This window comes from Enterovirga aerilata, from assembly GCF_013044135.1.
Lineage (GTDB): Bacteria > Pseudomonadota > Alphaproteobacteria > Rhizobiales > Beijerinckiaceae > Enterovirga > Enterovirga aerilata.
In genome coordinates this window covers 467,364-492,569 of the sequence record NZ_JABEPP010000002.1, presented here as the reverse complement: position 1 = coordinate 492,569, position 25,206 = coordinate 467,364, and the positions used below count along the sequence as shown (strand labels likewise).

Annotated in this window: 23 protein-coding genes; 6 read left to right on the top strand and 17 right to left on the bottom strand. The window is 70.4% G+C overall.

What is annotated here, in order from left to right:
- Positions 1-44: 44 nt before the first annotated feature.
- Both HJG44_RS07630 and HJG44_RS07625 read right to left on the bottom strand, forming a co-directional pair.
- Positions 45-1,232, bottom strand: a complete 1,188-nt coding sequence (locus tag HJG44_RS07630; RefSeq protein WP_171217752.1) for a glycosyltransferase — start codon at positions 1,230-1,232, stop codon at positions 45-47.
- A gap of 28 nt (positions 1,233-1,260) precedes the next feature.
- Positions 1,261-1,827: a polysaccharide biosynthesis/export family protein gene (locus tag HJG44_RS07625; protein WP_171217751.1), complete on the bottom strand. Its 567-nt coding sequence runs from the start codon at positions 1,825-1,827 to the stop codon at positions 1,261-1,263.
- A 201-nt stretch (positions 1,828-2,028) separates the two neighbouring features.
- Here HJG44_RS07625 and HJG44_RS07620 point away from each other — a divergent pair, with 201 nt between their 5' ends.
- On the top strand, positions 2,029-4,194 hold the full coding sequence (locus HJG44_RS07620; RefSeq protein ID WP_246736103.1) for a GumC family protein: 2,166 nt from the start codon (positions 2,029-2,031) through the stop codon (positions 4,192-4,194).
- A 6-nt stretch (positions 4,195-4,200) separates the two neighbouring features.
- On the opposite strand, the gene HJG44_RS07615 is transcribed toward HJG44_RS07620, so the two are convergent.
- Positions 4,201-5,382, bottom strand: a complete 1,182-nt coding sequence (locus tag HJG44_RS07615; protein WP_171217750.1) for a GNAT family N-acetyltransferase — start codon at positions 5,380-5,382, stop codon at positions 4,201-4,203.
- Between the two features lie 117 nt (positions 5,383-5,499).
- On the opposite strand from HJG44_RS07615, the gene HJG44_RS07610 reads away from it, so the two are divergent.
- Positions 5,500-6,546, top strand: a complete 1,047-nt coding sequence (locus tag HJG44_RS07610; protein ID WP_171217749.1) for a polysaccharide deacetylase family protein — start codon at positions 5,500-5,502, stop codon at positions 6,544-6,546.
- 10 nt (positions 6,547-6,556) lie between these two features.
- On the opposite strand, the gene HJG44_RS07605 is transcribed toward HJG44_RS07610, so the two are convergent.
- The gene (locus tag HJG44_RS07605; RefSeq protein WP_171217748.1) at positions 6,557-6,766 is read right to left on the bottom strand and encodes a DUF2842 domain-containing protein; all 210 of its coding nucleotides are present in this window, start codon (positions 6,764-6,766) and stop codon (positions 6,557-6,559) included.
- A 122-nt stretch (positions 6,767-6,888) separates the two neighbouring features.
- Between HJG44_RS07605 and HJG44_RS07600 the strand changes: the two genes are divergently transcribed.
- Positions 6,889-8,010 (top strand): COX15/CtaA family protein, encoded by a 1,122-nt coding sequence (locus HJG44_RS07600; protein ID WP_430395049.1) that lies wholly within the window; start codon positions 6,889-6,891, stop codon positions 8,008-8,010.
- On the opposite strand, the gene HJG44_RS07595 is transcribed toward HJG44_RS07600, so the two are convergent.
- The 5 genes from HJG44_RS07595 to HJG44_RS07575 all read right to left on the bottom strand — a co-directional run bounded on the left by HJG44_RS07595 (position 7,916) and on the right by HJG44_RS07575 (position 13,669).
- Complete coding sequence (locus tag HJG44_RS07595) at positions 7,916-9,775, bottom strand: glycoside hydrolase family 15 protein (RefSeq protein WP_171217746.1); 1,860 nt, start codon at positions 9,773-9,775, stop codon at positions 7,916-7,918. The two genes, HJG44_RS07600 and HJG44_RS07595, sit on opposite strands and share 95 nt — an antisense overlap.
- Before the next feature lie 95 nt (positions 9,776-9,870).
- A complete protein-coding gene (locus tag HJG44_RS07590; protein ID WP_171217745.1) occupies positions 9,871-11,157 on the bottom strand; it encodes an O-acetylhomoserine aminocarboxypropyltransferase in 1,287 nt (428 codons plus the stop codon).
- Between the two features lie 170 nt (positions 11,158-11,327).
- On the bottom strand, positions 11,328-11,969 hold the full coding sequence (locus HJG44_RS07585) for a PRC-barrel domain-containing protein (RefSeq protein WP_171217744.1): 642 nt from the start codon (positions 11,967-11,969) through the stop codon (positions 11,328-11,330).
- Positions 11,970-12,082: 113 nt separating this feature from the next.
- On the bottom strand, positions 12,083-12,406 hold the full coding sequence (locus HJG44_RS07580) for a hypothetical protein (protein ID WP_171217743.1): 324 nt from the start codon (positions 12,404-12,406) through the stop codon (positions 12,083-12,085).
- An 87-nt stretch (positions 12,407-12,493) separates the two neighbouring features.
- Positions 12,494-13,669, bottom strand: a complete 1,176-nt coding sequence (locus HJG44_RS07575; RefSeq protein ID WP_430395039.1) for a hypothetical protein — start codon at positions 13,667-13,669, stop codon at positions 12,494-12,496.
- Between the two features lie 79 nt (positions 13,670-13,748).
- Here HJG44_RS07575 and HJG44_RS07570 point away from each other — a divergent pair, with 79 nt between their 5' ends.
- From HJG44_RS07570 to der, 3 genes are all read left to right on the top strand, one after another.
- Positions 13,749-14,342 carry an NnrU family protein gene (locus tag HJG44_RS07570; protein ID WP_171217742.1) on the top strand — a complete coding sequence of 198 codons (594 nt, stop codon included), beginning with the start codon at positions 13,749-13,751 and terminating at the stop codon, positions 14,340-14,342.
- A 231-nt stretch (positions 14,343-14,573) separates the two neighbouring features.
- Positions 14,574-15,233: a tetratricopeptide repeat protein gene (locus HJG44_RS07565; RefSeq protein WP_171217741.1), complete on the top strand. Its 660-nt coding sequence runs from the start codon at positions 14,574-14,576 to the stop codon at positions 15,231-15,233.
- Between the two features lie 11 nt (positions 15,234-15,244).
- On the top strand, positions 15,245-16,594 hold the full coding sequence (gene der / locus HJG44_RS07560) for a ribosome biogenesis GTPase Der (protein WP_171217740.1): 1,350 nt from the start codon (positions 15,245-15,247) through the stop codon (positions 16,592-16,594).
- Between the two features lie 3 nt (positions 16,595-16,597).
- Here the strand turns inward: der and HJG44_RS07555 are convergent, their stop codons facing one another.
- The 8 genes from HJG44_RS07555 to HJG44_RS07520 all read right to left on the bottom strand — a co-directional run bounded on the left by HJG44_RS07555 (position 16,598) and on the right by HJG44_RS07520 (position 25,046).
- Positions 16,598-17,431: a nucleotidyltransferase domain-containing protein gene (locus tag HJG44_RS07555; protein WP_171217739.1), complete on the bottom strand. Its 834-nt coding sequence runs from the start codon at positions 17,429-17,431 to the stop codon at positions 16,598-16,600.
- Between the two features lie 33 nt (positions 17,432-17,464).
- The gene (locus HJG44_RS07550; RefSeq protein ID WP_171217738.1) at positions 17,465-18,208 is read right to left on the bottom strand and encodes an SDR family NAD(P)-dependent oxidoreductase; all 744 of its coding nucleotides are present in this window, start codon (positions 18,206-18,208) and stop codon (positions 17,465-17,467) included.
- Between the two features lie 15 nt (positions 18,209-18,223).
- Positions 18,224-19,738, bottom strand: a complete 1,515-nt coding sequence (gene purF / locus HJG44_RS07545) for an amidophosphoribosyltransferase (protein WP_171217737.1) — start codon at positions 19,736-19,738, stop codon at positions 18,224-18,226.
- A 97-nt stretch (positions 19,739-19,835) separates the two neighbouring features.
- Entirely contained in the window at positions 19,836-20,390 is a 555-nt protein-coding gene (locus HJG44_RS07540) for a CvpA family protein (protein WP_171218193.1), read from the bottom strand.
- A 147-nt stretch (positions 20,391-20,537) separates the two neighbouring features.
- Positions 20,538-21,932: a DNA repair protein RadA gene (radA, locus tag HJG44_RS07535; protein ID WP_171217736.1), complete on the bottom strand. Its 1,395-nt coding sequence runs from the start codon at positions 21,930-21,932 to the stop codon at positions 20,538-20,540.
- 11 nt (positions 21,933-21,943) lie between these two features.
- On the bottom strand, positions 21,944-22,420 hold the full coding sequence (locus HJG44_RS07530; RefSeq protein WP_171217735.1) for a DUF29 domain-containing protein: 477 nt from the start codon (positions 22,418-22,420) through the stop codon (positions 21,944-21,946).
- Between the two features lie 12 nt (positions 22,421-22,432).
- Entirely contained in the window at positions 22,433-23,572 is a 1,140-nt protein-coding gene (gene alr / locus HJG44_RS07525) for an alanine racemase (protein WP_171218192.1), read from the bottom strand.
- On the bottom strand, positions 23,559-25,046 hold the full coding sequence (locus tag HJG44_RS07520) for a replicative DNA helicase (protein ID WP_171217734.1): 1,488 nt from the start codon (positions 25,044-25,046) through the stop codon (positions 23,559-23,561). The genes alr and HJG44_RS07520 overlap by 14 nt, the downstream gene beginning before the upstream one ends.
- Positions 25,047-25,206 lie beyond the last annotated feature (160 nt).

Here is a 25,206-nt window from a genome sequence, read left to right as displayed (position 1 = left end):
TCCCTGCCGAGCCCTCCCCGGGCCACGAAGCGTTCAGGACGATCTTAGGGAACGAGCCTTTCGGAAGGCTCAACGCGATCGGCGAGTTCTGCGGCTATCCCGCGCCGGATCCGGGCGTCGCGATAGCCGTCGAGCACGCCCTCCACCATCCGGTCGATGCGGAAGCCGGCCCGGACGTAATCCGCAAGGGCGGCGGCCTTGGCCCGGCGCACCTCCTCGGGCTCGGAGAGCGAGGACAGGATCTTGGCCGCGAGCGCGGTCGCATTCTCGGGCGGTATCAACTCCTCGGAGAAGGGGCCGAAGATCTCGCCGATCCCGCCCACATCGGTGCAGATGAGGGGCTGGGCGGCGGCCGCCGCCTCCAGCACGACGTAGGGCAGGGATTCCGCCTTGGACGGGACGACCATCACGCGGGCGCGGGAGAGGGCGCCGCGGATCGTCTGCGGCGGCACGAAGGCGATCGAATCCCAGACGCCCGCTTCCTGCGCGCGCGCCTTGAGCTCGCCCTCGCTCGGCCCGGAGCCGACCGCGAGAAGCGTCAGCCTGACGCCGTTGTCGCGGCGGATCATGGCGAGGGCGTCGATGAGCGTGTCGATGCCCTTCGCAGCCCGGAATTCGCCGATATAGATGAGGTCGAACGGGTCGGCCGCGGGCTGGATCGGCTCGAACTCGGTGTCCGCGATGCCGTTGTAAACGACCCGCACGAGCTTGTCCGTCGCCCCGACGGAGCTTTCGAAGCGACGCTTCACATAGGCGCTCTCGAACAGGAACACGTCCGTCCGCCTGGCCAGGATGCTCTCGGCCGTCATGTAGATGCGGTGGGAGAGGGTGCCGGGGTTGTAGTTGAAGCTCCCGCCATGGGGCGTGTAGGCGCGGACGGTCCGTCCGTCGAGCGCCGGCAGGCCGACGGCGCGGGCATAGACGCCGCCCTTCGAGCCGTGCCCGTGCAGCACGTCGGGCTTCGCGGAATTGTAGAGCGCCGTCAGCCGCAGCAGCGCGAGCGCGTCGAGCGGGTGGGGGAGGCGGCGCATCGGCAGCCGCGTGACGCCGAGCGCAAGGCTCTGGCGCAGCTCCTCGAACGCCTCCTCGGCCCGGCTCCCGCCCGTCGACGAATCGCAGAAGATGCCGACCTCGTGCCCGCGCGCGACCTGCCCCCTCGCCACGTCCAGGACGTGCCGGAACAGCCCGCCGACGGGCGCGCGGAAGACGTGGAGGATGCGGAGCCTGGTCACGGGCGGGCCGGTCCGCCCTCGGGCGGGTTCAGAACCAGCGCTCCTTGATCACGATCGTGTCGCCCGGCCGGACCGGATAGGTGATGGGCACCTCGGCCGTCTGGATGCCGCGCGCCGTGCGGCGCGTCACCTCCGCATAGTCGCGCTGCGCGCGCGGGGTGAAGCCGCCCGCGATGGCGACCGCCGTCTGGACCGTCATGCCGTTCACATAGGGGAACTGGCCGGAGGTCGTGACCTCGCCGAGGATGAAGAACGGCCTGTAGGTGTCGACCTCGACCGTGACCTTCGGCTCGCGGATATAGCCGGCCTTGAGCTTCGCCTCGATCGCCGCGCCCGCTCCGGCCGTCGTGAGCCCCCCCACCGGCACGGCCCCGATCAGCGGCATGGTGATCCGGCCGGACGCGTCGACCTGGTAGATGTTCGACAGCGAATCCTGCCCGAACACGATGATGCGCAGCTTGTCGCCGGTCGCGAGGAGATAGCCCTCGCCGCCGGCCCGCGGCGCCGTCGCGATCGATCCGGTGGCGTGGGGCTGCATGCATCCGGCAAGCGGCAGCGCCGATGCGAGGAGGAGGAGAGCTCTGCGCCTGTTCATGCAGCACCGGACGAAGACGAAACCAGCGCCTCCTCCTACCGTCCGCATGGTTAACAGAGGGTTGTGTGGCCGATCCGCGCCCGAGTTGAAGAAGAGCCGGCGCTCCGGCGCAGCTGTCTGCGAGCTTAACTCGGTTTCAACCTTAATCGGCTGTGATCCCGGCCGTTCTTCGCGTGCTCCGAGGGATCGGGAACTCAGTCCATGGCTCAGACCTATGTCGCCCCCTATCCCGCTCCGGTGGCGAGCGGGGAGGCGACGATCGCCGATCTGCTCAGGTCGATGCGGACGCATTGGCGCTATATCGCGATCCCGACCATCCTGGTCTTCATCGCGGCGACGATCTTCGTGAACGTCGTGTCGCCCCGCTACACGGGCGAGGCGAAGCTGATCCTGCAGACCGCGGACAGCTACTATACCCGCCCGGGGCAGGACCGCGGCGCCGACCAGACGCAGCTGATCGACGAGCAGGCCGTCGCCAGCCAAGTGCAGGTCGTGATGTCCCGCGACATCGCGCGCGAGGCGATCCGGCGCCTCGAGCTCGTCGGCAATCCCGAATTCGACCCCGGCGTGCGCGACGTCGGTCTGCTCCGCGGCCTGATGATGATGCTCGGCCTCGCCAAGGATCCGAGCGTCCGCGCGCCGGAAGACCGCGTGCTGGAGAAGTATTACGACGCGCTTCTCGTCTATCCGGTGGGCAAGTCGCGGATCGTCTCGATCGAGTTCCGCTCGAAGGATCCGGACCTTGCCGCGAAGGCGGCGAACACGATCGCCGAGCTCTACCTGGCCCAGCAGGAAGACGCGAAGAAGGATCTGGCCCGCTCCGCCTCCACCTGGCTCGGGCAGAACATCGATGCGCTCCGCACGCGCGTTGCGGATGCCGAGGCCAAGGTGGAGGCGTTCCGCGCCAGGACGGGGCTCCTCATGGGCAGCGGGACCAACACCCTTTCGGCCCAGCAGCTCTCGGAGCTCTCCGCCCAGCTCGCCCAGGCGCGGACGGCCCAGAGCGACGCCCAGGCGAAGGCGCAGCTCGTCCGCGACCTGATCCGCGACGGGCGCGCCTTCGAGATCCCGGACGTGGCGAACAACGAGCTGATCCGGCGCCTGATCGAGCAGCGCATCAACCTGCGTGCGCAGCTCGCGCTCGAGCTGCGCACGCTGATGCCGCAGCATCCGCGCATCAAGGAGCTCAACGCGCAGCTCCAGGATCTCGAGGGCCAGATCCGCGGCGCGGCCGAGCGCACGGCCCGCACGCTGGAGAACGATTCCCGGATCGCGGGCGGCCGCGTCCAGGCGCTCCAGGCCGCCATCGACGAGCAGAAGCAGGTGGTCGTCCAGGCCAACGAGAACGAGGTCCAGCTCCGCGCGCTCGAGCGCGAGGCGCGCACCCAGCGCGAGCAGCTCGAATCCTACCTGACGCGCTATCGCGAGGCGACGGCCCGCGACGCCGAGAACGCCGCGCCGCCGGACGCGCGCATCGTGTCCCGGGCCGTGGTGCCGCAGAACCCGTCCTTCCCGAAGAAGCTCCCGATCGTCGCGATCACGACCTTCGCGACCCTGATGCTCTCGGCAGGCGCGATCGTCGCTCGCGAGCTCCTCGGCTCGGGCGCCCCCCGTCCGATGGTGCCGGTTCCGGCGCCCGCCCCGGCGGGCGCGCCCGTCGGGCCGGCGGGTTCGGGACCGCTCGACCGGCCCGGGACCTCCGACATCCGCCCGGAACCCCTTCGGCCCGGCACGCCGGACGCCGCCCCGGCGAGGGCCGAGGCCCTCCCGCCGCCTCCGCTGCGGGGTTCCCGCTACGATTTCGGCAACCTCATCGAGCGGCTCGAACGGATCAAGGTCGAGGATCGCGCCCGGCGCCTGCTCGTCACGGGCGTCGACCGGGGCCCCGAGGCCGTCGATGTCGGCCGGGGCCTCGCGCTGACGCTCGCCGGGATCGGGCGCACGATCCTCGTGGAGATCGATCCGGACGAGCAGGTCTCGGCGGAGAAGGGCTTCACCGACCTCGTCGCCGGAGAAGTCTCCTTCGCGGACGTGATCGGACGCGAACCCGGATCGAAGCTGCACCGCATCCCGGTCGGCACGCTCAAGTACGATACCGTCGCGGCCGAGCCGGAGGCGCTCGACGTCACGCTCTCGGCGCTGGAGAAGACCTATGACTGGGTCGTCTGCGTCTTCCGCGTGAACGTCCGGACGGATCTCGTCCGCCTCTTCGCGCCCCGGGTCGACGCCGTGGTCATCGCGTCCAATCTCGAGCCGGCCAGCCAGGATCTGGTCCGGACCTACGAGGAGGCGCGGGAGGCCGGCGCCTCCGACGTCATGGTGGCGCGCGAGCAGGCCGTGCCGGAGATGGGCGAAGAGGCGGCCTGATCGGGGTCAGGCGGCCGCCTTCGCCCTGCGCAGCCGCGCAACGAGCTGCATCGCGCGCGGGTTTCGCTTGATCCGCCGCTTCAGCCCGGCGAGGCCCCGCCGGGCGAGCGCGTACAGCCGCCCGCGGGCGCTGACCGGCAGGAATACGTCGACGAGCGGCACGGCCTCGTTGCAGAAGGTCCGCTTGTAGCGGGCCTCCCCGACTCCGAGGTCGAAATGGCGGCGCCCGCGCAGGCACTGCTCGCGCACGACCCTGGACACCAGGATGTCGCCCGGGCTGAACTTCGTCGCTTCCTTGCAGGCTTCGAAGGAGATGAACATCCCGGAGAGGCGGTTCGGATCCGCCGCGCCGCCGAGCACCGCGGCGACGCGATCGCCGACGAGAAGGCCGTAGAGCTCGATCGCCGGGCATTCCTCCGCGAGCCGGTCCAGCGACGCGCGGCGGATGAAGGCGCGCACGGCCGGATCGCGGAACGGGTCGGGAATGCCGAGATCGCGGAAGCGCTCCTCCTTCTGCCGGAAGAACGCCTCGAGCAAGCGCTCGACCGTCGCCTCGTCGCGCGCCTGGAGAAAGGTGACCTCGCCGAGCTTGGCGAGCCCGCGCTCCTTGTTGCGGAGGCGCTTGCGGGCCTCGTTGGACATGGAGCGCTGGGCGGTCGCGTCGGGATCGGCCTCGAGCCGCACCTCGTAGCCGTCGCTCGGGCTCGGCGTGCCGAAGGCCGCGAGCGGGTTCGCCATCCCGTCCCACAGACGGGGAGCGCTGGCGAAGGCAAGGACGTCGGCGCCGATCGCGGCCCCGATCCGGCGCAGCCCCTCCAGGAACTCGGCTGCGCCGAGCTCGGCCCAGAAGAGCGGCAGGTTGAAGTTCGCGTGTTTCCCCCCGATCGGGGCCGCGATCCGGAGGCCGGCGCGCCGCTCGACAGAGACGGGGAGGATCAGGGCCGGCCGGCCGCTCGCGTCGCGGAGGAGGGCGACCCGTATGTCGGCACCCGGCATCACCGAGGCGGCAAAGGCGGCGATCCAGTCGTAGCGCTGGTAGGGCGAGAGCGAGGCACCGCCCGCCTCCGCGGCGCGCCAGGCCTGCTCGGCGGCGGCGAGCCCCCGGATCACCTCGACGCGGAGCGGCTCGCCGCTGCCCGCCCCGGCGATCAGGGAAGCGGGGGAGGGGACCGCCGCGATGGTCGACATGAAAAGCCCTTCTGGCCGCGCCGGGGAACCCGCCGGGCGGGCCGATCTCGGCCGGGACGGTAACGGAGCTTTGTTAAGTGGCGGCTAAACCGATGGCGGGCGTTCGGCGCAGGCGAGATGGATACCGGCCTGAAGCATCGGGTGATCGGGGCCGGGTTCCGGGCCATCGCGGCCGTGCGGGCGGACCGCTGGCTCGCCCCGATGGCCCGGGGCTGCGGCGTCATCCTGACCTTCCACCATGTCCGGCCGGCGCGGGAGGATGCGTTCCAGCCGAACGCGCTCCTCTCGATCACGCCTGAGCATCTCGACCTCACCCTGCGGCTCGTGCGCGATTCCGGGTTCGAGATCGTCTCCCTCGACGACGTTCCGGAGAGGCTGCGGGCCGGGCGCGAGGCACAACCCTTCTGCGCGCTCACCTTCGACGACGGCTACCGCGACAACCGCGAGCACGCGCTTCCCGTCCTGCGGCGGCACGGCGCGCCCTGGACGCTCTTCGTCACGTCCGACTACGCCTCCGGCCACGGGCGGCTGTGGTGGCTCGAACTGGAAGAGGTCGTGCGCCGGAGGCCAAGCCTGATGCTGGACGGCCGCGAGTTGCCGGCGCGCGGGCCGGAGGAGAAGCAGGCGGCTTTCGCGCATGCCTATGCGGTGCTCCGGGCCGGGCCGGAACAGGTGCTGCGCGACACGATCGCGGCCTGGTGCGCCGAGAGCGGCGTGGACATGACCGAGCTCGTCCGAAGGGAATGCATGGGCTGGGACGAGCTTGCCGAACTCGCTCGGCAGCCGGGCGTAGCCATCGGCGCCCACACCCTCAGCCATCCCATGCTCGCCAAGCACGATGCCGGCCGGGCCTGGCTCGAGATCGAGGGCGGCCGGGCCGCCATCGCGGAGAAGCTGGGAGCCGAGCCTCGCCACCTCTCCTATCCGGTCGGGGATCCCGGCTCGGCCGGCCCCCGGGAATTCGAGCTCGCCGCCCGGGCCGGATACGCGACCGCCGTCACCACCCGTCCCGGCCACGTCTTCCCCGAGCATGCCGCGCACCTCACGGCCCTGCCGCGCGTCTCCGTGAACGGGCTCCACCAGAGCGAGGCGGCGGTCCGGGCGCTCCTGTCGGGCGTGCCCTTCCTCGCCTGGAACCGCGGCCGGCGCCTCGACGTGGCGTGAGCAGCCGCGCTCAGCTTCGCGAGCCGCCCTCCATCCAGCGGATCAGCGGCATGAGCGGCAGGATCCAGATCGTGCCGAGGAGGAAATAGGCGATCGTCTGGACGAGCTTGGGCGCATTCACGATGCGGCTGTCGGCGATCGCGATGGCGACGAGCGCATAGACGGCGACGAAGACGAGGATCGTGATCGTGCCGACCAGCGTGCGCAAGCGGCGGGGCATGGGAGAGCCTTTCTGACGAGGCGCAGGTGCGGCTCCGGCGTTCGTTGCCGGGCCAGATGGCCGGTTCTATGTGTCGGCCCGTCCGCACCTGCAAGGGCGGTCCTGGGGAGCACGTGATGGCGATCGCAAGCGCGGAGACGGGTGGCAGGGTGGCAGCCGGCGCCGCCGCGCGCGGCGCGACCCGTGCCGTCCGCATCTGGCTCTACGCGCTCGCGGCGCTCGTCGTCGTGATGGTCGGGATCGGCGGCGCGACCCGGCTCACGGGCTCGGGCCTTTCGATCACCGAGTGGAAGCCCGTGACGGGGGCCGTCCCGCCGCTCTCGGATGCGGGATGGCAGGCCGAGTTCGAGAAGTATCGGGCCTCCTCGCAGTACCAGAACCTGAACCGGGGCATGGAGCTGCCGGAATTCAAGACGATCTACTGGTGGGAATGGAGCCACCGGCAGCTCGGGCGCCTGATCGGGATCGCCTTCTTCGTCCCGCTGCTGGCGTTCTGGTGGAAGGGCGCCCTGACCCGGCGCGTGGCGCTCGCGCTTCTCGGCATCGGGATCCTCGGCGGCCTGCAGGCGGCCGTCGGCTGGATCATGGTGGCCTCCGGCCTGCAGCCCGGCATGGTCGCGGTGGCGCCGATCAAGCTGATGCTGCATCTCCTGCTCGCGAGCCTGATCCTGGTCCTGCTCGTCTGGGTCGCCGCAGGGCTGCGCGTCCGGCGGCCGGACGGACAGGCGGCGCAGGCCTTCGGCCCCGCCATCATCTTCCTCGGCTTCGTCCTCCTGCAGATCGCGCTTGGCGGCCTCGTCGCCGGGTCCAGGGCCGGGCTCACCTACAATACCTGGCCGCTGATGGACGGGCGCTTCATCCCGCCCGTCGAGGCGCTTCTCTCCGCGACGCCGGTCTTCGAGAACTTCGTCGACAACCCGCTGACGGTGCAGTTCCAGCACCGCATGGTCGCCTATCTCCTGGTTCTGTTCGCCATCTGGCATGCCTGGAGCCTGCGGCGGACGGCTCCGGGCAGCGCCGCCGCGAGGAGCGCGACCGGGCTTGCCCTGATGTCCCTCGCCCAGATGGCGCTCGGGATCGTGACCCTGCTCCTCGTCGTGCCGCTCTGGGCGGGCCTCGCCCACCAGCTCTTCGCCATGGCCATCCTGGTCATGGCGACCGTGCATGCACGGCTGTCGCTGCCGGCTGCGGCGGCTCGGCCCGTTGCGACGCCAGCGCCTGTCCCAGCCGGTGCGCTGCGGTGACGAGCCCGACATGGGAGAAGGCCTGCGGGAAATTGCCGAGCTGACGCCCTGAGCGGGGGTCGTATTCCTCCGCGAGCAGCCCGACATCGTTGCTGATCGCGAGAAGCCGCTCGAACAGCGCGCAGGCATCGTCGAGCCGGCCGACCTGCAGATACGCGACGACGAGCCAGAACGAGCAGGCGAGGAAGGCGCCCTCGTCGCCGGGGAGACCGTCGACGCTCTCCGCCGGCCGGTAGCGCAGGACGAAGCCGTCGACGAGGAGCTCGCGCTCGATCGCCTCGATCGTGCCGCGGATGCGCGGATCGTCGTCCGGCAGGAATCCCAGGATGGGCAGCAGGAGCAGGCTCGCATCGAGATGGGGCGAGCCGTAGGACTGGACGAAGGCCGCCTGCGCGGGGTCGTAGCCGCGGCTGCACACGTCCCGGTGGATCTCGTCCCGGATCTCCCGCCAGCGGTCGAGCGGAGCGTCGTCGAGCCCGAACTCCTCGGCGCTCCTGATGCAGCGGTCGAAGGCGACCCAGGCCATCACCTTGGAGAAAGTGAAGTGGCGCGACGGCCCCCGCACCTCCCAGATGCCCTCGTCCGGCTCGCGCCAGAGCGATTCGAGGCTGTCCAGCATGGAGCGCTGCAGCGCCCAGGCCTCCTTGCTCTCCCGCAATCCGCCATGGCGGGCGCCGTGGAGCAGCGCCATGACCTCGCCGAAGACGTCGAGCTGCAGCTGCCCCGCCGCGGCATTGCCGATCCGCACCGGCCGGGAGCCCTCGAAGCCGGGCAGCCACTCCACCTTCCATTCCAGAAGCCTGCGCTCGCCGGCCAGGCCGAACATGATCTGCATCTGGTCGACGCTGCCCGCCATGGCCCGGACCAGCCAGTCGCGCCAGGCCTCCGCCTCCTCGAAATAGCCGCTGCTCATGAAGGCGTAGAGCGTCATGGCGGAGTCGCGGAGCCAGCAATAGCGATAGTCCCAGTTCCGCGGCCCGCCCGGCCATTCCGGGAGCGAGGTGGTGGCCGCGGCGACGATGCCGCCCGTCGGCGCGTAGGTGAGCGCCTTGAGGGTCACGAGCGACCGGACCACGGCGTCGCGCCAATGGGGCGCGAGCCGCATGCCGCCGTTCAGCGCGTCCGGATCGTAGTGGCCGGCCCAGTCGGACCAGAAGCTCTCCGTCTCCTCCAGGGCCAGGAAGGGATCGATCGGGTTGGGGCAGGGATGGTGCGAGGGGCCGTAGGTCAGGACGAAGGGAATGCTCTCGCCCGCCGCGACCGTGAATTCGGATACGGTGCTCATCCCCTCGCCGTGGGTCTCGGCCGGGGTGCGCAGCACCACCATGTCGGGTCCGGCGATCGCCCGCAGCGTGCCGTCCTCCAGGCGCGTCACCCAGGGGATGGTATGGCCGTAGCCGAAGCGGATCGTGAGATCCATCCGCAGCCGGACGGCGCCGGCCTCGCCGCGGACGATCCTGACGACGTCCGAGTAGTTGCCGCGCGGCGGCATGAAGTCGATCAGGGTGACGACCCCGTCCCCGGTCTCGAAACGCGTCTCGAGGATGAGCGTGTTGCCCCGGTAGCGCCGCGAGGCGGACCAGCCCGCACGCTCGGGCGCGATCTGCCAGTGACCGTGCTCGCGGGTGCCGAGGATCGCCGCGAAACAGGCATCCGAATCGAAGCGCGGCCAGCAGAGCCAATCGATCGAGCCGGCGCGATCGACGAGGGCAGCCGTCTCGCAATCGCCGATCAGCGCGTAATCCTCGATCCTTTGCTTCTGCATACCGGGGCGCAATTCCGTCGAGGGTCAGGCGCGCCCTCACGGGGCCGACAAGCCTGCGGGCGGAATTGCGTTCCCGCCCGCGTCGGAGAAGCGTGTCAGGCGCCCGAGGCGAGGGCCTGGTCGAGATCGGCGATGAGGTCCTGGGGATCCTCCAGGCCGATCGAGAGCCGCACCACGTCCGGGCCGGCGCCGGCGGTCATCTGCTGGGCCTCGGTCAGCTGGCGATGCGTCGTCGAGGCCGGATGGATCACGAGCGAGCGCGTATCGCCGATATTGGCGAGATGCGAGAACAGCTTGAGGTTGGAGACGAGCTTCACGCCCGCCTCGTATCCGCCCTTTACGCCGAAGGTGAAGACGGCGCCGGCGCCCTTGGGGCAGTAGCGCTGGGCCAGCGCATGGTACCTGTCGGAAGGAAGGCCCGGATAGCTCACCCAGGACACGCGCTCGTGCGTGGAGAGGAACCGCGCGACTTCCAGCGTCGAGTCCGAGTGCCGCTGCATGCGGAGGGGAAGCGTCTCGATTCCCTGCAGGATCAGGAAGGCGTTGAAGGGCGAGAGCGCCGGGCCGAGATCGCGCAGGCCGAGCACGCGGCAGGCGATCGCGAAGGCGAAGTTGCCGAAGGTCTCGCCCAGCACCATGCCGCCATATTCCGGGCGCGGCTTGGACAGCATCGGGTAGCGGTCGTCGCCCGACCAGTTGAACGAGCCGCCGTCCACGATCAGGCCGGCGATGGAATTGCCGTGCCCGCCCAGGAACTTGGTCGCCGAATGCACGACGATGTCTGCGCCGTACTCGAAGGGCCGGATGAGGTAGGGCGTCGCCATGGTGTTGTCGACCACGAGCGGGATGCGGTGCTTCCTGGCGATCTTCGCGATCGCCTCGATGTCGACGATCACGCCGCCCGGATTGGCGATGGATTCCAGGAAGATGGCCTTGGTGCGCTCCGTGATCGCCGCCTCGAACGAGGCCGGGTCGTCCGCGTCCGCCCAGGCGACGCTCCAGCCGAAGTTCTTGTAGGAGTGGTTGAACTGGTTGATCGAGCCGCCATAGAGCTTGTTGGCGGCCACGAACTCGTCCCCCGGCTGCATCAGGGCGTGCATGGTCAGGAATTCGGCCGCGTGCCCCGAGGCGACGGCGAGGGACGCCGTCCCGCCTTCGAGCGCCGCGACGCGCTCCTCGAGCACGGCATTCGTCGGGTTGCCGATCCGGGTGTAGATGTTGCCGAAGGCCTGCAGCCCGAACAGCGAGGCCGCGTGGTCGACGTCGTCGAAGACGAAGGACGTGGTCTGGTAGATCGGCGTCGCGCGGGCGCCCGTCGCGGCGTCGGGCGCGGCCCCGGCATGGATGGCGAGGGTATTGAAGCCGGGCTGCCGGTCTGCCATGGGGTCCTCCAATCTGTATAACGAACTCGGCGTTCGAAGTACCGAACGTCCGGGCCCGCGGTCAAGTTGGCGGCTGAATAGTCGAAGCTCCTTCCCGTGGCGAGGTGCCGGACGCGAAAGAGCCCGGCCTTTCGGCCGGGCTCCCGCTCGCAAGCTGACGGGGTCGACGCCTACTGGCGCGGCGCCGTGCCGGTGCCGCGGTTGGACTGCGTCTCGCCATACCACTTGAAGGCGGGCGCGTTCTGCAGATCGGCCTTCGACATGCGGACCTTGCCGTGGTCCGGATAGCCGTTGGCGGCCGCGGTCTCGGCGCCCGAACGCGCCGGCGCGGCGGCGGTCGAGCCGGTCACGCTGGCGTCGCGGGAGGCGGTGGTGCCCGTCCCCGTGCCCAAGGTGCCGCCGGCCGTGCCGGCCGTGCCGCTCGCCGCCGCCGTGCTGGCGGGCCGCTCGTTCACCCACTCGACCGCCGCGAAGGGAACCGCCACGTTCTTCTCGCCGATGCCGAGGAAGCCGCCGACGCCGATCACGACCGCCTTGGCGTTGCCGGAGCCGTCGATGAGGATCTCGTTGACGTCGCCGATGCGCTGGTTGTCCTGGCCGTAGATGGCGAGGCCGACGAACTTGGAGGCGCGGAACTGGCCCTGGTCCTGCTGCGTCAGGAACTGCGCCGAGCCGGCCGCGCCGGCGCCCATCGTAGCGCTCGGGGCGGGCGACGAGGTGGCGGGTGCCGGGGTCGTATCGGTCTGCGCGAGCGCAACGCCCGTCATCAGGGTCGACGACAGTAGCAGTGCCGCAGCGCTTCTCTTGATCATGTTCTCCTCCGGTGATTGGTGCCCGAGCGGCCATCTCGACGCATCGGGCGCACGACGAACCAACGGCCGAGAGCGGCCGCGGTTCGCCAGAGTTCCTGAATTTCGGGCCGCCCTCAGCGCGGGACGTTGACCGAGCCGGTGCTCGACGTGCCGGAATTCCCCTGTCCGCCCTTCGCCGACTGCCCCGTGCCCGAGGTCGCCGCGCCGCCGATCCGGCCCGCGCCCGTATTGGCGGTGTTGCCGCTGCCCTGCACGGTCGAGCCGGCGGCGGGTGCGGCCGCCCCGGTTCCCTGAGTCGCGCCCGTTCCCGCGCTCGAACCCGTCGTCTGCGAGCTGCCCATCCCGGGATTGCCCGCGCCCTGGGCCGCGGCGCCCGCGAGCGGCGCGATCGCGAGAAGTCCGGTGACGGCGAGCGCCGCCGAGAGATGCTTCGTCATCCATGCCTCCTGGCCGGAGAGCCCGGCCGTGTCGTCAGGGAGGCAACGAGCGGCGGCGGAGCGGCGTTCCGGAGGCGCGAGCCTCGGTCAGGGCCAGACCTGGATCGCCACGCGCCGGCGCTGGAGGTCGCGGTCGGAGGTGATCTGGCAGCCGTCCACCCTGAGCGTGGCGTAGTACAGCTGCGCGGAAGCACCGACATCGTCGAAGTTGCGGCCCTCCGCCTCGGGATCGATCAGGGACGGATAGGAGATGAGCCGGCCGCCCGAGGTACAGGGGTCGTCATAGAGCGTCCGGCCGGCGAGAAGCAGGCGCGGCTTGTCCCAGGTCAGGAGGTCGCGCGAGGACGTCGTGTAGAAGCCGGCCTCCGGAAACAGGTCCGCATTCGCGGAGGCCTGGAAGACCGCGATCCAGGCGCCGCTGGGCCGGTGCCGCACGACGGAGCCGACCGGAGCGGGGAAGGGCCAGATGGTCCTGCACGGCTTCGTTCCCGCGCCGTCCCGGTAGGGGTCGCCGAAGCGGAGCGAGAAGCCGGTTCCGTCGAAGGCGCGCCAGGACGACGGGTCGGAGGGATCGCTCGTCCGGAAGAGACACGCGCCGCCTTCCTGCCCGGCCCAGCCGGTGGTGGAGGACAGGAAGTAGCGCGAGCGGCCCTGGCCGAAGATGTTGGACGGGTTGAAGAAGCCGCGATGGCGGCCCTGGCCGACCTCCTGCCGGAAGGGCGCCGCGGCGACGACCTTCGGCGGCTCCGGCCGGTCGAAGCTGCGGCCGCCGTCCCGCGACGAGACCGCGACCACGGTGTTGTACCAGCAGGCGAGATACTCCTTCCGGCTGCAGCGGCCCGGATGGGTGTTCGCCTGGTATTCGTGATGGACCAGGGCCTCCACCCTGCGGCCGTCCTCCGTCCAGGTCGCGGCGATCCAGCTCGCATCGTCGTAGGCCGCGGGATCGGGATCGCCTTTCGACGGCATGGCGGGGGTGCAGTCGATCCTCAGCCGGGCGAAATCCGGCCCCCGCAGAGCGCGGTTCTTGGTGTGCAGCCCGAACATGACGATGCCGCCCTCCGCGTCGCGGAAGGCGCGCGCCGGCGCGTCCGGCACGTCGTCGCCGTCGCATGCGTCGCGCATGGCCGAGAAGACGGTCTCGGCCCCGCCGACGAGCGTCACGGCCGCGAGCGGCGGCTCGCCGGCCGCGCGCGCCTGTCCCGCCGCAAGCGCGGCCGACAGCAGCAGGAGGGGGCCGGCTCCGGCCCGGCGCATCGGCATGCCGGTCTCCGAGGAGATGTGAAGTTCGCGACCCCGACGCTATCGGCTATGGTTCAACGACACCTTTCAGGGACCTCAGATGGCGATCCTCATCCTCGGGCTCGCGATGTTTCTCGGCACGCATGCCTTCACGATGGCGCGGGAGCGCCGCGCGGCCATGATCGCGCGGATCGGGGAGGGGCCGTACAAGGGCCTCTACTCGCTCCTGTCGGTGGCCGGGATCGCGCTCATCGCCTACGGCTTCGGGCAGTACCGCGCGGGCGAGTGGATCAACGTCTGGTATCCGCCGCTCTGGACGCGGCACCTCGCGCTCACGCTCAACATCCTCGCCTTCATCTGCCTCGTGGCCGCCTACGTGCCGGGCCGCATCAAGCAGGCGCTGAAGCACCCGATGCTTGCGGGCGTGAAGATCTGGGCGCTCGCCCACCTCGTCGCGAACGGCGATCTCGGCTCCATGCTGCTCTTCGGTGCGATCCTCGCCTGGGCGGTGATGGCGCGGATCAGCGTCAAGCGCCGCCGGGACGAGGTCCGCGACCATGCGGGACCGGCGGTCGAGCCTGCCGGCTGGCGGAACGACGCGATCGCCGTCGCGGTCGGGCTCGCCGCATGGTTCGCCTTCGCCCGCTGGCTCCATCCCTGGCTCATCGGGGTGCCGGTCTGGCCTGGTGCCTGAAACCCACACTGGCCGTCCGGCTGCGTACAAGCAAAAATTGCAGGAACCATGCGGGCGAATCCGGGTTAGGCTTCACGCACGACGGTCCATGTGGTCCAACCGTCGCTCAATCCCCCGCCGGCTCCGTCCGGCGGGGTTTCTTTTTGTGCCGTGACGGCCTGCCTCGCCATGGACGGGAGGGTGTGTTAGCCACGCCGGCTTCCGGGCCCATGCGCCCCGCCTGAGACGGACATGGACGAGTTCATTCGCGAGGTCGACGAGGAATACCGTCGGCAGCGCATCGCAGAGATCTGGAAGCGCTACAGCGCGCTCATCGTCGGGATCGCCTTCCTCCTCGTCGCCGGCGTCGCCGGCTGGCGCTACTGGCAGCATGTCGAGCTGCAGCGCTCCGAGGCCGCCTCCGCCCGCTACGACGCGGCCCTCCGGCTCGCGCGCGAGGGCAAGGCGGAGGAGGCGCAGAAGGCCTTCGACGCGGTCGCTGCCGAGGCGCCGGGCGGCTACCGGCTCCTCGCCCGTTTCCGCGCCGCCGGGGAGGCGGCCAAGGCCGATGCGGCGGCCGGGGCCAGGGCCTACGACGCCATCGCGAGCGACGGCGCCGTCGACGGCTTCATGCAGGACCTGGCGCGGCTCCGGGGCGCGATGCTGCGCCTGGACGGGAGCGACGCGCAGGCGGCCGCCGACCTGGAACGGCTCGCCACGCCCACCAATCCCTGGCGACATACGGCGCGCGAGCTGCTCGGGCTCGCCGCCCTGAAGCGCGGCGAGACGGAGGCGGCGAGCCGCTGGTTCGACCAGATCGCGGCCGATCGCGAGACGCCGCAGGGGCTCCGGTCGCGACTCGAGATCTACACGGCGCTTGCCGCGGGCGGGCCCGTGCAGACCACGCAATAGGCGCGAGGCCGATGCGGACGGTCGCGATCATCGGCCGGCCCAATGTCGGCAAGTCGACCTTGTTCAACAGGCTGGTCGGGCAGAAGCTCGCGCTGGTGGACGACCGGCCGGGCGTGACCCGGGACCGGCGCGAGGGCGAGGCCGAGCTCGGCCATCTGTCCTTCCGGATCATCGACACGGCGGGCCTGGAGGAGGCGGAGCCGGGCTCGCTGTCCGACCGCATGCGGCGGCAGACCGAGGCGGCGATCGACGAGGCGGACCTCGTCCTGTTCCTGGTCGATGCCCGGGCCGGGATTCTTCCGGCCGACGAGACCTTCGCCGAGCTCGTGCGCCGGTCCGGCAAGCCCGTGGTGCTGCTCGCCAACAAGGCCGAGGGCCGCGGCGGGATGGCCGGCGCCTACGACGCCTTCTCGCTCGGGCTCGGCGATCCGGTCCCGCTCTCGGCCGAGCACGGCGAGGGCATGGGGGACCTCCTGGAGGCGATCGAGCCCTTCCTGGAAACCGGAGAGGACGAGGACGACGAGGACCGCGCCGGCAAGCCGCTGCGCGTCGCGATCGTCGGACGGCCGAATGCGGGCAAGTCCACCCTGGTCAACCGGATGATCGGCGCCGAGCGGCTGCTGACCGGCCCGGAAGCCGGCATCACGCGCGACACGATCTCGGTCGACTGGCGCTGGCGCGACCACCCGATCCGCCTCTTCGACACCGCCGGCCTCAGGAAGCGGGCGCGCGTCGAGGACAAGCTCGAGAAGCTCTCCGTGGCGGACGCGCTGCGGGCGATCCGCTTCGCGGAGGTCGTCGTGGTGCTGCTGGACGCCACGATCCCGTTCGAGAAGCAGGACCTGTCGATCGTCGACCTGATCGAGAGCGAGGGCCGCGCGATCGTCATCGGGCTCAACAAGTGGGACCTCGTGGCGGACAGGCCGGGGCTCCTGAAGGAGCTCCGCGCGGATGCCGAGCGGCTCCTGCCGCAGGTGCGCGGCGCCCCCGTCGTGCCGCTCTCGGGCCTCGCGGGGGAGGGGATCGACCGCCTGATGGGTTCGGTCGTGCAGGCGGCCGAGGTCTGGAGCCGCCGCGTTCCGACCGCGAAGCTCAACGACTGGCTCGCGGCGGCCCTCTCGGCCCATCCGCCGCCGGCCGTCTCCGGCCGCCGCATCAAGATCCGCTACATGACGCAGGTGAAGGCGCGCCCGCCGCATTTCGCGCTCTTCGGCAACCAGCTCGACGCCTTGCCGAGGGCCTATACGCGCTATCTCGTGAACGGGCTGCGCGAGACCTTCGAGTTGCCGGGCGTGCCGATCCGGCTGTCGCTGCGCTCGGGCAAGAACCCCTTCGAGGGCAAGAAGAAGACCTGGGACTGAGCCTTACTGGACCGGCGGAGAGGCCAGGCCTTTCCTTTCGGCGTAGCGGAGCAGGGCTTCGAAGGCGCGCAGCGCGACGGGAACGGCCGCGACGACCTCGTTGATGGCGCGCGCCTGTTTTGCGGGCTGGCCGGGGTAGTTGTGAGCGACCGCATTCCGGGCGTCGGCGATCGTCTTGAAGTCGATGTCGTCCGGCAGGATGCCGAGCGCTTGCGCCCGCTCCCGCTGCGCGTCGCGCCTCCGCGAGGGCAGCGCCCCATCGCTCGCGAGCAGGAGCGTCCGAATGAGCTGATCCTGGATGGTGGCGACCAGGTTTCCGAACTGAAGGAGAAGGCTGTCCGCCAGCAACCGCTCCAGTCGGGAGAGGCCGCGGACCTTGTCTTCGTCGAGGGGCAGCTTGGGTCGAAGGTCGTCCAGCACTTCCGTCAGACGTTTGCGGGTCAGGAGGCCCGACGCGATCGCCTCCTCCACCATCTCTCGGCAGGCGTCGTGCATGATGCGGGCCCTCGTCTTCGGATCGAGGTCCGGCGGCAGCAGGATGGGGGTGCCGGTCAGGACCCGGCCGGTCAGGACCGCGATCTCGTCGATGGCGCGGCGCCGTCCGCTGCCGTCCACCACATGCACGTCCACATCGGCGGCAAGTCGCTCCTCGAGGGAGTGGCGGAACTCTTGCGCGAAGGGGAGGCGGTCCCGAGTCGTCGTCACGTGCAGGTCGATGTCGCCGCCTTCGAAGTCGTCGCGCAACCGCGACCCGAACAGCCGCACCACTGCGCCGTCGCCGAAATGAGCGCGGGCGCAGTCTCGAATGACCGCGATCTCATGCGGCGTGAGCCTCATGGCCCGGCAATGTGTCGCGGCAGGCTCCGGCTTTCAAGCCGGCATCCGCGGCGTCAGCAGCCGGTCCTGCGGGAAGTCGTAGATCTTGCCCGTCTCCGCCCAGCTCGGGGAAGCGAGGCGGACGATGTGCGGCGCGAGGTCCTCGGGCGTGCGCAGCGTCTGTGGGTCCTCGCCGGGCATGGCGGCCGCGCGCATGCGCGTCCGCAGGGGGCCGGGATTGACCAGCATGACCTTGACCGGGGTGGTCGCGGTCTCGGCCGCGTAGGTCCGGGCGAGCGCCTCCAGCGCCGCCTTCGAGACGGAATAGACGCCCCAATAGGCCGTGCACTTATGCGCCGCCCCGGAGCTGACGAAGATCGCGCGGCCGGCATCCGACATGCGCAGGAGCGGGTCGAGCGAGCGGATCAGGCGCCAATTGGCCGTGACGTTCACGGCCATCGTCCCGTCCCAGGTCTTCGGGTCGTAATGCCCGAGCGGCGCGATCCCGCCGAGGATGCCGGCATTGCCGAACAGGATGTCGAGCTTGCCCCAGCGCTCGTTGATCCCGGCGCCGAGCCGGTCGAGCGCATCGAAATCCATGAGGTCGACCGGCACGAGCGTCGCCGTCCCGCCGCGCGCCCGGACGGCGTCGTCGAGCTCCTCCAGCGCGCCCTGGGTGCGGGCGAGGGCCACGATATGCGCTCCCGCCTCCGCGAGCGCGAGGGCGGCGGCGCGGCCGATGCCGCGCGAGGCGCCGGTCACGACCGCGATGCGGCCGGCGAGGTCCTTCTCCGCCATGCGAGGGTGCTACGCTCAGTCGGCTTCGGCGAGGATCGCGAGCTTCTTCGGGGAAGCGACCGCGAGATCGGTCAGCGGGGTCGGGTAGTCCCCGGTAAAGCAGTGATCGGTGAATTGCGGCCGGATGGGATCGCGCCGCTCGTGCCCCATCGCCCGGTAGATGCCGTTCACGGACAGGAACGCGAGGCTGTCGGCCCCGATATAGGCGCGCATCTCCTCGAGATCCATGGTGGCCGCGAGGAGCTTCTCCTTCTCGGGCGTGTCGATGCCGTAGAAGTCCGGATGCGTGATCGGCGGGCTCGAGATGCGGAAATGCACCTCCCTGGCGCCGGCGTCCCGCATCATCCGCACGATCTTCACCGAGGTCGTGCCGCGCACGAGGCTATCGTCCACGAGCACGATCGACTTGCCCTCGACGACCGCCCGGTTCGCCGAATGCTTCATGCGGACGCCGAGCTCCCGCACCGACTGCGTCGGCTCGATGAAGGTTCGCCCGACATAGTGGTTGCGGATGATGCCGAGCTCGTAGGGGATGCCGCTCGTCTGCGAGAAGCCGAGCGCTGCCGGGACGCCGGAATCGGGCACCGGCACGACGACGTCCGCATCCGCGGGCGCTTCGCGCGCGAGCTCGGCGCCGAGCTCCTTGCGGACCGTGTAGACCGGCAGCCCGTTCACGACGGAATCGGGCCGGGCGAAATAGATGTATTCGAAGATGTCGGGCCGCGCCGGCTGCTTCGGCCAGGGGCGGAGCGACTGCACGCCGTCCTCCGAGATGACGACGACCTCGCCGTTCTCGATGTCGCGGACGAAGCGGGCTCCGATCATGTCGAGCGCGCAGGTCTCGGACGCGAGGATGTAGCGGCCGTCGAGTTCGCCGAGCACCAGAGGCCGGATCCCGAGCGGATCGCGCGCCCCGATCAGCTTGGTGTTGGAGAGCGCGACGAAGGAATAGGCGCCTTCGATCTCGCGCAGCGCATCCACGAAGCGGTCGACGATGAAGGGCTTGCGGCTGCGCGCCACGAGATGGAGCACGACCTCCGTGTCGGTCGTGGACTGGCAGATCGCGCCGTCGCGGATGAGCTGGCGCCGCAGCGAGATGCCGTTCGTCAGGTTGCCGTTATGCGCGACCGCGAAGCCGCCGCCCTCGACCTCCGCGAAGAGCGGCTGCACGTTGCGCAGCACCGTCTCGCCGGTGGTCGCATAGCGCACATGCCCGATCGCCGCATGGCCGCGCAGGCGCTCGATCGTGTTCCGGTCGGAGAAGTTGTCGCCGACGAGACCGAGCCTGCGCTCGAGATGGAAGAGGCGCCCGTCGTAGGACACGATGCCCGCGGCTTCCTGGCCCCGATGCTGCAGCGCATGGAGCCCGAGCGCCGTGATCGCCGCCGCGTCCGGGTGGCCGAAGATGCCGAACACGCCGCATTCCTCGTGCAGCCTGTCGCCATCCAGGTCGAGCGTGTCGGATTCGTGCGCTTCGGCGCGCGACGCTGGGGGCAAGATCCCGTCCTCTCGCAGCGGTAAAGCGGTCATGTAGTGCCAATGCGGCCGCGACGCCAGCACGGCACGGGATATTCGGCGCGATTTCGGAGCGGGACGGTGCGTGGCGCGGAGGCGGATCGGGCCTGGCTCAGCCGCGGCTCGGCGCCGGCGCGCCGGGCGTCACCGTCCCGTCCTCGCGCCGCTTCTTGAGCTGCTCCATGATCCCGTCTGGGTTCGGCAGCATGCCGATGAGCGTGTTGCCGGTATTCTCCAGCATCGGCCGCGACCGCGCCGTCGTCGCCCAGTCCGGCATCTTGCCCTGGACGAGCCAGGCCAGGAACACCCAGCCGACCACGCAGATCAGGAGGCCGCGTGCGGCCCCGAACACGAAGCCGAGCGTGCGGTCGAGCGCGCCGATGCGCGAATCGAGGATGAAGTCGGAGAACTTCACCGTGACGATCGAGACGATCAGCAGCGTGACGATGAAGATGCCGGCGATCGCCGCGACGAGAGCCACGGTCGGGTTGGCGATGTGCTCCTTGATCTTCGGCAGCACGAGCGGGTGGAGAAACCAGGCCGCAGCGGCCGCCGTGACCCAGGCCACGATCGCCAGGACCTCGCGAGTGAAGCCGCGCACGGCCGCGAGCAGCGCCGAGATGATCACGACGCCGATGACGACGAGATCGAGAATCGAAATGGGCAGCGAGGCCGGCATGAGGCGGTCCGAAGGTGAATCGGGGCGGCGGAACTTGTACCTGGCGGAGGCCGGCTTATAGCCGCTGCGCTGCGAAGCGTCATCAAATCCTGCGGATGCGCGCGGTTTTCCCGCAGGGAATGTGGGCTTCCCGCACTACTCGGCGGCCGCGCGCCGCCGCGTTCCGGCGATCCGGGCCGCCAGATCGGCCACATGGGCGAGCCCGATCGAGGCGGGGCTGCGCTCCTCGCGCTCGCCGGACGGGTTCGGGCAGAAGGCCTTCGAGAAGCCGAGCTTCGTGGCCTCCTTGATGCGGGCCGAGCTCTGCGTGACCGGCCGGATGGAGCCGGAGAGCCCGATCTCGCCGAAGAAGACGCTTTCGGGCGGCAGCGCGGAGCCCGTGAGGGAGGAGACGAGCGCGGCCGCCGCCGCGAGATCCGCGGCCGGCTCGGAGACGCGGAGCCCCCCCGCGACGTTCAGGTAGACGTCGTGGCCGCCCAGGCGCACGCCGGCATGGGTCTCGAGCACGGCCAGCACCATCGAGAGCCGGGCCGGGTCCCAGCCCACGACCGCGCGTCGCGGCGTGCCGAGCGAGGTCGGCGCGACGAGGGCCTGGATCTCGACGAGGAGGGGGCGCGTGCCCTCCATCCCGGCGAAGACGGCGGCGCCCGGCGTCGCCATGTCGCGCCCGGCCAGGAACAGCTCGGACGGGTTCGGCACTTCGGCGAGGCCGCGGTCGGTCATCTCGAAGACGCCGATCTCGTCCGTCGGTCCGAAGCGGTTCTTGGCGGCCCGCAGGATGCGGAAGTGATGCGCCGAATCGCCCTCGAAGGAGGCGACGCAATCGACCATGTGCTCGACCACGCGCGGACCTGCGATCTGCCCGTCCTTGGTCACGTGGCCGACGAGGATGAGCGCCGTCCCGTGCGTCTTGGCGAAGCGGATCAGCGCCTGGGCGCTGCCGCGGACCTGGCTCACCGTGCCGGGGGCGGATTCGACGGTCTCCGTCCACATGGTCTGGATCGAATCGATGACCGCCAGCCGTGGGGCGGGGCCCTGCGACAGGGTCGCGACGATGTCCTCCACATTGGTCTCCGCCGCGAGCTCGACGGGTGCGCCGGCGAGCCCCAGCCGCTCGGCCCGCATCCGGACCTGCGCGACCGCCTCCTCGCCCGAGATGTAGGTCACCCGGTTCCCGCCGCTCGCCAGCGCGGCCGCGACCTGGATGAGCAGCGTCGACTTGCCGATGCCGGGATCCCCGCCGATCAGGATGACGGAGCCCGGGACGAGCCCGCCGCCCAGGACGCGGTCGAACTCGCCGTTGCGGGTGAGGGTCCTCGGCGGCTCGCGGCTCTCGCCGGTGAGCGCCTGGAGCGGGAAGACCCGGCCCTTCGCACGCGACGGCCGTGTCGCGGCCGGACCCGCCAGCGGACCCGCCGCTCCGCTCTCCTCGACGACGGTGTTCCAGCCGCCGCAGGCCTCGCACTTGCCGCGCCAGCGGTTATAGACCGCGCCGCAGCTCTGGCAGGTGAAGGTCGGGTGCTTGGCCATCGGACTTCGGATCACTCGTCCGGCCAGGAAACCGGCCGCTTCAGAATGTCGTCCAGGCTATACGGGCAGGACGGGGGCAGGCTCCGCTCAGGCCTGTCCATTTCGCCGGCGGCTTCGATGCGAGCACGCCTGTAGGCGCCCTCGACGGCTTCGTCCTGACGCGACCGCAAAGACGGGCTTCGGGCAAGGATATCGGCGACCTCCTGCCGGTGCGAGCGGATCGACGCCACCCAGCTGCGGGACCGCCGCTCGGGCCGGTGATCCCACTTCAGCAAGTGGACGAGGATGATCCTGAAAGAGCTGCGCAGGGCGTTGAAGACCTCGTTCTCCAAATCGCCGATCTCCTCTGCGAGGGCGGCCCAATCGAGCTCGGAAGCGGACGCCTTCTCGAGAGCGGCCCGCTGCTGAACCGTCCACGCGTAGAAGTCGGTCTCGTAGAGAGCCGACGGCGACCGGCCTTCGAGGTGCCTCGCGATCTTCGCGGACATGACGCGGCTCCTTCACGCCATCGGACTATAGCGGCGCTCGTAGCGCCGGCCCAAGCCGGTCAGGATCTCGTAGCCGATCGTGCCGGCCCGGCGGCCGACCTCGTCGAGGTCGAGCGCGTCCCCGATGAGGACGGCGGTACCGCCCCGCCGCGCGGCCTTCGCGGGCGCCTCCGTCACGTCGAGGACGATTAGATCCATGGAGACCGCGCCAACGAAGGGGCAGAGCGTCCCGCCGACGAGAGCCGCCCCGCGATCGATCCCGGCCGCCGCGGCCTCGTCCGTCCCGCCGGCGCTGCGCGGATAGCCATCCGCGTAACCGACCGAGATCGTGGCGAGGCGCCGGGGGGAGGGCGCGGACCAGCGGCCATTGTAGCCGACGCGCTCGCCGGGCCCGATCTCGCGCACTTGGACGATCCTGGCCTCGAGCCGGACGACCGGCCGCATGGGGTTCGGCCGGCCCGGCGTGGGATTGCCGCCGTAAAGCGCGTAGCCCGGCCGGGCGAGGTCGTGAACCGGGCGCCCGGGGAGGAACAGGCCGGAGCAATTGGCGAGCGAGGCCGGGACGCCCGGCAGGATGCTTCGAGCGGCCTCGAAGGCCGCGATCTGCTTGGCGCTGATCGGGTCGGCGGGATCCTCCGCCGCGACCAGGTGGCTCATCAGGAGCGCGGGCTCGAAGTCGCGGATGAGCGGTCCTGCCGCAAGCTCCCCGAGCTCCTTCGCGGAGAGGCCCAGCCGGTTCATGCCCGTATCGACATGGATCGCGGCAGGGCGCGGCCCGCCGGCCGCGACACAGAATGCGGCCCATTCCGCAATCTCGTCCAGCGACCCGAGCACGGGGTGAAGCTCCGGGGCGAGGTAGCTCGCCGCGCTGCCGGGCAGGAGCCCGTTCAAGACGTAGACCGTTGCGGCTGGTGCCTCCGCCTTGACGCGCTTCGCCTCGCTCACATGGGCGACGAAGAAGGTCCTGCATCCGGCGGCCCACAGCGTGCGCACCGCCGGTTCGATCCCGATCCCGTAGGCGTCCGCCTTCACCACCGCGGCACATTCGGCCGGCGCCGCGCGCTCGTGCAGCAGCCGCCAGTTCGCCGCGAGCGCGCCGAGATCGATCGTGAGCGTCGCGGGCGCGACGGGGATCGGCTCAGTAGTGATCAGGCAGCTTCTCCTCCTGCGCGAGGTCGGTGAAGCGCGTCACGTCCGCCTGGAAGGCGAGCTTGATCGTCCCCGTCGGCCCGTGCCGCTGCTTGCCGATGATGACCTCGGCCTTGCCGTGGATCTCGTCCATGGTGGCCTGCCACTTCATGTGCTCCTCGGTGCCCATCTTGGGCTCGCGCTTGTCGAGGTAGTATTCCTCGCGGAAGACGAACATCACGACGTCCGCATCCTGCTCGATCGAGCCGGATTCGCGCAGGTCCGAGAGCTGGGGGCGCTTGTCGTCGCGCGATTCCACCTGGCGGGAGAGCTGGGAGAGCGCCAGGATGGGCACGTTCAGCTCCTTGGCGAGGGCCTTCAGGCCGGTCGTGATCTCCGTCACCTCCTGCACGCGGTTGTCGCCCTTCTTCCCGGCGCCGGAGAGGAGCTGGATATAGTCGACGACCAGGAGGTCGAGCCCGCGCTGGCGCTTGAGCCTCCGGGCCCGGGCGACGAGCTGCGCGATCGAGATGCCGCCCGTCTGGTCGATGTAGAACGGGATCGTCTGCATCTCGCGGGCGGCGGCCGTGATCTTGTAGAAATCCTCCTCGCGCATGTCGCCGCGCCGGATCTTGTAGGACGGCACGCCCGACTGCTCGGCGATGATGCGGGTCGCGAGCTGCTCGGCCGACATCTCGAGGGAGAAGAAGCCGACGATGCCGCCGTTCACGGTCTTGACCGAGCCGTCCGGCTGCTTCTCGCCGCGATAGGCCTTGGCCACGTTGAAGGCGATGTTGGTGGCGAGCGCCGTCTTGCCCATGCCGGGACGGCCGGCGAGCACGATCAGGTCCGAGTGCTGCAGCCCGCCCATCTGCCGGTCGAGATCGGCAAGCCCGGTCGAGATGCCGGAGAGGCGCCCCTCGCGCTTGAAGGCGGCCGCCGCCATGTCGATCGCCGAGGTGAGCGCGTCCGAGAAGCGCTGGAAGCCCCCCTCGAACCGGCCCGTCTCCGCGAGCTGGTAGAGGCGGCGCTCGGCCGCCTCGATCTGGTCGCGCGGCGAGGTCTCGACGGGCGCGTCGTAGGCGGTGTTCACCACCTCCTCGCCGATCAGGATGAGGTTCCGCCGGGTCGCGAGGTCGTAGATCGTACGGCCGTAATCCTCGGCGTTGATGATCGTCGTCGCCTCGGCCGCCAGCCTTGCGAGGTATTGCGGCGGCGTGAGCCCGCCGAAATCGAGCTCGCTGATATGGGTGCGCAGCGTGACCGGCGTCGCGACCTTGCCGGCTTTGATGAGGGTCGCGGCGACCTCGTAGATCTTCCTGTGGCCCGGGATGAAGAAATGCTCGGGAGCCAGGAAGTCGGAGACGCGGTAGAAGGCGTCGTTGTTGACCAGGATCGCGCCGAGGAGCGCCTGCTCCGCCTCGACGTTGCTCGGCTGCTCGCGGAACTCCCGCTGCGGCGGATCGAGGCGGGTGACGACGGCGTTGGCGGAGGGCATCAGCGGAGGCGGCGTGCTCGAAGGATCATGCGGGCGTGGATGCCCCGATTCGGGTTAGCGTCCTTGCGCATGGGAGCCACATTCCCCGCTGATCACAGCGGTGCACCGGAAAGAGCAGATGGCGAAAACTAGAACAAAAGTAGAACTACTGCAAGCGCTG